1 protein-coding gene and 1 pseudogene are annotated in these 3,111 nt (G+C 42.0%); one reads left to right on the plus strand and one right to left on the minus strand.

Annotated elements, in window-relative coordinates:
• Positions 1-439: 439 nt before the first annotated feature.
• Positions 440-2,338 carry an ATP-dependent zinc metalloprotease FtsH gene (ftsH, locus tag PN497_RS00410; RefSeq protein WP_096566267.1) on the minus strand — a complete coding sequence of 633 codons (1,899 nt, stop codon included), beginning with the start codon at positions 2,336-2,338 and terminating at the stop codon, positions 440-442.
• A gap of 414 nt (positions 2,339-2,752) precedes the next feature.
• Here ftsH and PN497_RS00415 point away from each other — a divergent pair.
• Positions 2,753-2,953 (plus strand): annotated as a pseudogene (locus tag PN497_RS00415) (WD40 repeat domain-containing protein); the annotation flags it as partial.
• Positions 2,954-3,111 lie beyond the last annotated feature (158 nt).

Genomic DNA, 3,111 nt, shown 5'->3' on the forward strand with positions numbered 1-3,111 from the left:
AGTCAGGAGTCAGGAGTCAGGAGTCAGGAGTCAGGAGTCAGGAGTCAGGAGTCAGGAGTCAGGAGTCAGGAAGAAAGGATTTTACAGCAGATTTCATATAAGTGAAGTACACCAGTAGCGGGCAAGATGCCCGCACCACAAGAGTTTTATGATTCATCTCTGTACCTCATAACACCGGGAAGTGCTGTATTTTCCCAATTCCCAATTCCCAATTCCCAATTCCCAATTCCCCATAACTTAATACTTAGGGTTTGCTGAATAAACTGAAACCCACTATGAATAAAGAGTTTGAGGGTGATAACAAAGAAAATAGGTGCAAGGTTTTGGAAACTATGAGTAGGAAAACCTTGCACTTTGTTGGTTTTTACCTCGTTTCCAAATACAAAAAACTCCTTGATATCCTTGAACTCCTGACTCCTTGATCTCCTCCACCAGATGTCTAATGATAAACAGCTAACTTTTGATCTTGCACCCGATCTTGAATATTCTCTTCTACAATTTTGCGGAAAACATCTCCATCAATGGTTTCTTCTTCCGCTAACATATCAACTAAACGCTCCATAATCATGCGGTTTTCTTGCAGTAATTCTTTTACCTTCACATAACAATTGCTGACAATCTCTCTGACTTGAGCATCAATTTTACCAGCAATTTCTTCAGAATATTCTGATTTATTTCCCCAGTCACGTCCCAAAAATATATCACTATTATTTTGACTTTCCAAGGATAATGGACCTAAATCAGACATCCCAAACCTTGTTACCATTTGTCTGGCCATGTTTGTCACTTGTTGCAAATCATTACCCGCACCTGTGGTAACTTCCGGTTTCCCAAACACTATTTCCTCAGCCGCACGACCGCCTAAAGCTGCCATAATTCGGGCTAAAATTTGGGAACGGGAAATTAAACCCTGTTCTTCATTGGGTGTAAACCAAGTTAAACCTAATGCTTGTCCTCGGGGAATGAGGGTAACTTTTTGGACTGGATCATGGTCTTTAACCAATGTACCTATTAAAGCGTGTCCCACTTCATGGTAAGCAATTAAACGTTTGTTTTTACTTTCTACTAAAGCAGTACCCTCCATTCCCGCAACTACCCGATCTACAGCATCATCTATTTCTAAAATGGTAATTGCTTCTTTGCGTCTTCTAGCTGTGAGAATAGCTGCTTCATTGAGGAGGTTCGCTAAGTCTGCACCGGTAAAACCAGGAGTCCGTCGGGCGATCGCATCTAAGGACACACTCGGATCTAATTTTTTGTTCCGTGCATGAACTTGCAAGATTTCCAAACGTCCTTTTAAGTCTGGTGCATCGACAATAACTTGTCTATCAAAACGACCAGGACGCAACAAGGCTGAATCTAAGACATCAGGACGGTTGGTAGCGGCAATAATAATAATACCTGTGTTACCTTCAAAACCATCCATTTCTGTTAATAGCTGGTTTAAGGTTTGCTCTCTCTCATCATTACCACCACCGATACCTGCACCCCGCTGTCTACCTACTGCGTCAATTTCATCTATAAAGATAATACAAGGAGCGTTATCTTTGGCTTTTTTGAACAAGTCACGGACACGGGAAGCACCCACACCCACAAACATTTCTACAAATTCTGAACCGGAAATACTGAAAAATGGTACAGCAGCTTCACCGGCGATCGCTTTTGCTAGTAAAGTTTTACCTGTACCTGGGGGTCCAATTAACAGCACGCCTTTGGGAATTTTCGCCCCCACTGCGGTAAATTTTTCTGGTTGTTTCAAAAAAGTAACAACTTCCTGTAATTCTTCCTTGGCTTCTTCAATTCCCGCCACATCATCAAATTTTACTCCCGTTTTCGCTTCCATTTGAAACCGAGCGCGAGATTTACCAAAATTCAAAGCTTGGTTAGAAGCATTGGCAGAACGGCGCAGGAACAACAGCATTAACGCCACCAGTGGTAAAATCCACATCAGATTGATTAATAATCCTACGGCTGCTCTACTATTAGCAGAGGAAACCTGACCAAACTCAACATTTTTTTCTTTGAGTTTGTTTATTAACTCCGAGTTTTGATCTAAAAGCCGTACCGCTATAGGTGGTGCATCGGGTTTTTGATCTGCTAAATACACTTTAGCTATTTGTTCGGTTTCATCAATTTCGACTCTTTTAACCAGCCCTTGCTCGGTTTTTTGCAGCAATTCCCCGTAAGATAAAGAGTTACGTTCTGCTTTTTGTGCCAAGACGGGACTACCCCCAAACATTCCCGGCAACATGATCATAGCGGCTGCTAATGCCCCAGTCCAAGCTACTCGCTTTGTTTGACGCTGTTTGTTCAATGCCTTTTTAGCAACTTTTGTCATAATATTTACCCTTTTAATTTTGGCATAAGCGAATTTTTGGTTTTATGCCTATTCTTCTTACAGAAATAGCAATAACTGGAAATTACTGTTTTCTTATCTAGTTTAACTTCGAGCTATGAGAAATTGGTGATTGGTGATTGGTGATTGGTGATGGGTGATTGGGAAAGAAGGCAAGAGGCAAGAGGCAAGAGGCAAAAGGCAAAAGGCAAAAGGCAATAGTTCGACTTCGCTCACCAACCAGGCAAAAGGCTTTTAGAGAATTTTGGTGTACGGAGTTTTTTTCAATAATCAAATAGGAGTCCTATCTATATTTGAGTAGGTTTTATACAGCGGTTCATTAACTAACTATAAACTAACTATAATGTGATTATATTTTTAGTAACTATGAATATTACCCAACCTTACTACCATGCCTCCTTCAGCCCCGATGGTAAAACCTTAGCTTCTGGGAGTTTGGATGAAACCATCAAACTGTGGGATGTCGCCACCGGGAAGTCAATCGCCACCCTCACGGGACATTCAAATAACGTTAATTCAGTAGCCTTCAGCCCCGATGGTAAAACCTTAGCTTCTGGGAGTTTGGATAACACCATCAAGATTTGGCGGGGGCGTTAATGGTCATGGTGTTGACTGTGGTCGGTGAGCGGAGTCGAACCGTTGACCATCAAAAAATCCAAACCTACCCCCGAATGACTGTAATATTTCTCCCTTGGGGACTCATAGCTATTTCCGTGGTAGTGCGATCGCTGATGGGGGGTAAGTCGGGGCGACGG

Source organism: Sphaerospermopsis kisseleviana CS-549, assembly GCF_028329225.1.
GTDB lineage: Bacteria > Cyanobacteriota > Cyanobacteriia > Cyanobacteriales > Nostocaceae > Sphaerospermopsis > Sphaerospermopsis kisseleviana.

Excerpts from the sequence above, each read along its gene's own strand:
- ftsH (WP_096566267.1), bottom strand. The coding sequence starts at position 2,338 with ATGACAAAAGTTGCTAAAAAGGCATTGAACAAACAGCGTCAAACAAAG.